A 4,695-nucleotide genomic window follows, 5' to 3' on the forward strand; every position below is an offset into this window, starting at 1 on the left:
GCGAGGAGTTTTCTTCTACTGTATCCTATGACGGAGGAGCTTTTACGCTCCCGGATTTGGCCTCTCCTGGCCATTACAGTTATTCGGTCGTGCCGTACGGTGGGATGGAGGGATTTTTTGAAGGGAAGGACGTCATGATGGCCGGCTACGTAGAGTACGACAACGATCCGGGCAGGAGGATCGCTTTCAAAGTCCTGATGAGTGAAGGAATCGGGATCATCGCCGATGGGCACTCCCCCCTCTTCAGCGCCTTCTGATCGAATCGAAAAAAAGCAGGGCTCAAAGCCCTGCTTTTTGTGGAATATCAGTCGAGCATGGAGTTGAAGATCACAAAGAAGCGCGAGGCATCTTCCTGATCGACCCGGCCGTCTTTGGGAATGGAGATGTCGTACTTCTCGCTGGTGGTGAACATGTTTGCCAGAAGGAGCTCGAAGTCGGCCCTATCAACGATGCCGTCTCCGTTGAAGTCTATATCTTCACTCGTTTCGTAGCTTTCTTCGAAGAGCGGGACGTACATATCGTCGCACTCGATCATCCATTTTGGAAGGGCGTAAAACTCTTCGATGAGGAAGTTGTACAGTTCCTCGGAAATCATAGGAACAACGTAGTAACCTTTCCAGCCCCAGTCTTCGCTCCAGCTGTTCTTGATTACCCAGAACTCGGTGGCCTCCCACTTGTATTCGTCCAGATCAAAGAGCTGCTCCTCGATGAAAGGATCTTCGATCGTGATCGACGTTGCCTGGGGGTTGATAAGATCGGGGAAGGCGGCCTTGAGCCCATCCATGTCGAGCCATCCGACCAGCGTGACGGCGTGGCCACCCCTGATTGTCGCGGTAGAGGGTACGTAAACTCCCTCTTTGTAATAAGAGAAGTCTACGGGAACTTCGAAGGAGGTGACGAGGGCGCCGTAGTTTACCAGGAGCTCTTTGATCGCCATCACGTATTCATCGTACGGAAGGAAGCTCATCAACGTGCTGCCGCCGTAAATTCTGATAGTTTTGGTGCTTCTGATTATGTTATCCTCCCAGTAGTTGTTTGTCGGATTCCAGACTATCCAGTTTTTCCTGTCGTACTTGATATACGGGAAGTCGCTATCCAGAGGGAGTCCGTATCTGACGCAGTTGTAGGTCGAGAATATCGGCCAACCTCCAGTGTCTTCGTTAGAATCCTGTATTATCACATCTGACTGGAGAGGATCTCTTAAGGAATTTATATAGATATCGTCATCTACGTTATGGAAGGCCAGGAACTGTTCGGAGAGGTTGTAGAGATCGTACTGGTATTCCCATGGGGCGTAACTCCAGCCGCCGGGGAGTCTATCCTCCTGCACCAGAAGCGCGCTCTCGAAAGAAGCGACGGTCGCGAAGGCCCAGCATGTTCCGTGGGCTCCCTGATTCCTGACGGTGGGATGTACCTGAATGAAACCCCCTTCGGGAACGAAGAGGTCGCCGCAGTAGTCGTAATTGACCATCGCCGACAACAGCTGGTTGTAGCGTGTAGTGGCCTGCACCTCGAAGTCCTGGGCGTCAGGCGCTCCGATCGGCTCGAGCAACTCGAGCGTTCCGTTCCATTTGTCTATCAGGCTGTCCAGATCGGATACTCCGTTGGCGGCGTACTCCTTGAGAATAGCGGGAACCCCTGCCCTCCAGGGCAAACCGAGTTCGCTTATGGCCCGCTCTACCTCGGCCGATCTCACGGCAGCGGTCTCGAGAAGAGTACCCGCGAAAGATGCACAGGCCAGTAGAACCAGCGCTAGAATAATTAGTGTTTTCCTCATCGTTATCCCCCTCACATACCGGCCGCCACGAGTTCCGGCAGCGAGACTTCTACAAACTGGTTGTCCACGGTTATGCCGTCTATGACCCTGTTCGCCTCGTCCCTTATAAAATACATAGGTCCCGAGAGAGCGTCCTTGTGGCGCGAGCCGATCTTGAAGCTCACGTTCTCTCCGCTCAGCTCTTGAGGGAAACTGAATCTCAGGATCGCGACGATGTCCGATACGGCGGGGATTAACGGTGCTTCGTCGATGAAACCTCTTACGACGACGGCTTCCCTGTTCGAGGGAATGACCCCGTCGAAACTGGTCTTGTTTTCTATGAACTGCGGGAAGAAGGCCTCTTCAAATACGAGTCCTTCATCGTGGACTACGGAGAACTGGAGGTACATGAGCTCTCCGTTGCGCGTGTTGTCGGGTGCGAAGTATTCCTTTACGCTTTCCACATATTTTGCAACGTTGGAAGCCACTATGGCCACTTCTATCGAACCTCGGTTCTCTCCCTCGGCCGGCAAAATCTGTCCCGGCTCCAGATAGACCAGGGGTTTGTCTTCATCGACGTATCTTTCGTCGAGCCTGAAGACCACGAAGGGTCTGTACTGATCGCTGTAGCGGGTGTTCCCGAGTTTGTCGTAGGCCCTTATGTACATCCTGTATATCTTCCCGACTTCGAAGACATCCAGAACGGTATTTCCTTCCTTCAGGTTCACCGTCAGCCCTTCGTCGCTTATGAGCATGGAAGTGCTGGCGGGGTTCCATTCGAGCCAGTCGGTGATATACTGAAATTCTTCGGAATTCGTGTCCACGAACCTGAACTCGACCTTAGATATTTCCTCGGAGAACTCCCACTTCAGGAAAACATACCTGCCGAAGGGCGTGAAGTCTTCGGAAAACAGGCCGTAGCTGTACCTGTCCGATCCCATGAACCTTACGAGGGGACCTTCAGTGTCCACTATGAAGGTGAACTTGTCGGGAATGCGCGTCGAACCGGCGATTTTCACTTCGACCGTATGCGGTCCCTCTTCAAGATTGGTGAGTTCTAACTCAGTTTCGGAAGTTTCAACATAACCGTCTCCGTCGATCGAATATAGGTAAAGATGATCGACTCCACCGGTAGGCTTCCAGGAAACCGTTACGTTCTTCGTCGCGTATTCGGTCTGGAGATTTTCGAACTCTACCGATACATTCAATTGCTTGAAACATGAACTCAGCAGAAAGATGAGAAAAACCACGAGCAGCAGAGATGCAATACGTCTCATTCATGGCCCCCTTTGTGATTGAGTTGTTTCAATTCTACACTAACGGGCTGCTTTATCATGGCGCCGGAAGGTAACGAGTTTGCCCTTTAAAACCGAGCGAATCTTGCGCTGAAATCCAAAACCTACCCTTGATTGATGTCGGCCGATAGTCGATTTCGACAAAAAAAGCGGACCCTGAGGTCCGCTTTTGAAATGCTGTCCTGTTTTAGTCGATTATACTGTTCCAGATGAGTAAGAATCTGCTGATATCTTCGTGATCGACCCAGTAATCTTTGGGGATTGAGATATCGTAAACGATGCTTCCGGTGTACATATGTTCGACAAGGATATCGAAATCCTTTTCGTCCACCACTCCGTCACCGTTGAAATCGACGTCTTCCATTGCGTAGGCTTCCTCGAATATTGGGACGTACATAGCGTTGTACTCGATCATCCACGGACTAATACCGAAACCGTTGTTGGCTGAGAACTCATAAAGCTGCTTGGAAACGGCCGGTACCACGTAATAACCGTTCCAGCCCCAGTCGCCCCAGCTGTTCTTGATTATCCAGAACTCGGTCGCTTCCCAGGTAAGGCCGGAGAAAGGATCGTTGACGGTGATCGAAGTCGCTTCCGGATCGATAAGATCGGGGAAGGCCGCCTTGAGTCCTGCCATGTCGAGCCAACCGACCAGCGTTACGGCGTGACCACCTGTGATAGTCGTGGAGGTCGGAATGTAAACGCCTTCAGTGTAGTAATCGAAGTCTGCCGGCACTCTGAAAGAGACTGCGAGCGACCCGAACTTGATCATCGCCTCTTTGATGGCACCGTTGTAAATTTCGTACGGGTAGCCCAGCCAGCTGAGTTCATCACCATAATAAACCTGCACGGTCTTGGTGCTCTTGATTATGTTCTCTTCCCAGTTATTGTTGACGGGGTTCCAGAGTATCCAGGGGTTAAAATCGAACATGCTGTAGGGGAAATCGCTTTCCAGAGGGAGCCCATACCTTACACTGTTGTATGTCGAGAAGATCGCGTTTCCACCGGCATCGCTGCTGTCGTCCTGGATTATTACATCCGACTGCAAAGGATCGTAGATCGATTCTAAATAGATGTCCCAGTCTATGTTGTGGAAAGAGGCGAATTGCTCCGAGAGATCGTATGTATCGTGCTGCAACTTCCAGGGCTCGGTGATCTCTTCTCCGGCAAGACCGTCTTTCTGCACCAGCAGGCCGCTCTCGAAAGAGGCAACCGTGGCGAAGGCCCAGCAGGTGCCGTGGAAGGCCTGGTTCGTTATAGGAGTGTGAACCTGCACGAAACTACCTTCGGGAATGTGCACGTCTCCATAGGGGAAATAAACGAACAGCGCCGAGATCAACTGACTGTACCGTGTAGTGGCCTGATCTACGAAGAGTGATTTGGTGAGGTCCATCTTCATCCTTTCGGGGAGCTCGACCTCTCCGTGCCACTTCTCGATTATGCTGTCAAGATCGACTATGCCGTGAGCCGCGAATTCACTGAGTGCGCCGGGCACGCCGGCCCTCCAGGGAAGATTCAAACGTGCGATACTTTCGTTGACTTCGGCCGCCCTGGAACCGGCTTCCTGAAGAAGCTCGTTTCCGAAAGTAGCAATAGAAACCAGAGTGATTATTATTACCAGTAAGGTCTTCTTCATTCAAATCA

The 4,695-nt window shown here is 51.6% G+C and carries 4 protein-coding genes; 1 reads left to right on the top strand and 3 read right to left on the bottom strand.

Going from position 1 to position 4,695, the window contains the following annotated elements; all coding sequences use genetic code 11:
• Positions 1 to 257 (top strand): hypothetical protein (locus tag PKX57_RS11280; RefSeq protein ID WP_472417380.1); only part of this gene is annotated, 257 nt, incomplete at its 5' end.
• A gap of 47 nt (positions 258 to 304) precedes the next feature.
• On the opposite strand, the gene PKX57_RS11285 is transcribed toward PKX57_RS11280, so the two are convergent.
• From PKX57_RS11285 to PKX57_RS11295, 3 genes are all read right to left on the bottom strand, one after another.
• On the bottom strand, positions 305 to 1,777 hold the full coding sequence (locus PKX57_RS11285) for a C1 family peptidase (protein ID WP_214050407.1): 1,473 nt from the start codon (positions 1,775 to 1,777) through the stop codon (positions 305 to 307).
• A gap of 11 nt (positions 1,778 to 1,788) precedes the next feature.
• Entirely contained in the window at positions 1,789 to 3,033 is a 1,245-nt protein-coding gene (locus PKX57_RS11290) for a hypothetical protein (protein ID WP_472417382.1), read from the bottom strand.
• A gap of 205 nt (positions 3,034 to 3,238) precedes the next feature.
• Positions 3,239 to 4,687 (bottom strand): C1 family peptidase, encoded by a 1,449-nt coding sequence (locus PKX57_RS11295; RefSeq protein ID WP_472417384.1) that lies wholly within the window; start codon positions 4,685 to 4,687, stop codon positions 3,239 to 3,241.
• Between the last annotated feature and the right edge of the window lie 8 nt (positions 4,688 to 4,695).

The sequence above is a fragment of the Mesotoga sp. genome (assembly GCF_035363035.1).
Lineage (GTDB): Bacteria > Thermotogota > Thermotogae > Petrotogales > Kosmotogaceae > Mesotoga.

Excerpts from the sequence above, each read along its gene's own strand:
- PKX57_RS11295 (WP_472417384.1), bottom strand. The coding sequence starts at position 4,687 with ATGAAGAAGACCTTACTGGTAATAATAATCACTCTGGTTTCTATTGCT.
- PKX57_RS11285 (WP_214050407.1), bottom strand. The coding sequence starts at position 1,777 with ATGAGGAAAACACTAATTATTCTAGCGCTGGTTCTACTGGCCTGTGCA.
- PKX57_RS11290 (WP_472417382.1), bottom strand. The coding sequence starts at position 3,033 with ATGAGACGTATTGCATCTCTGCTGCTCGTGGTTTTTCTCATCTTTCTG.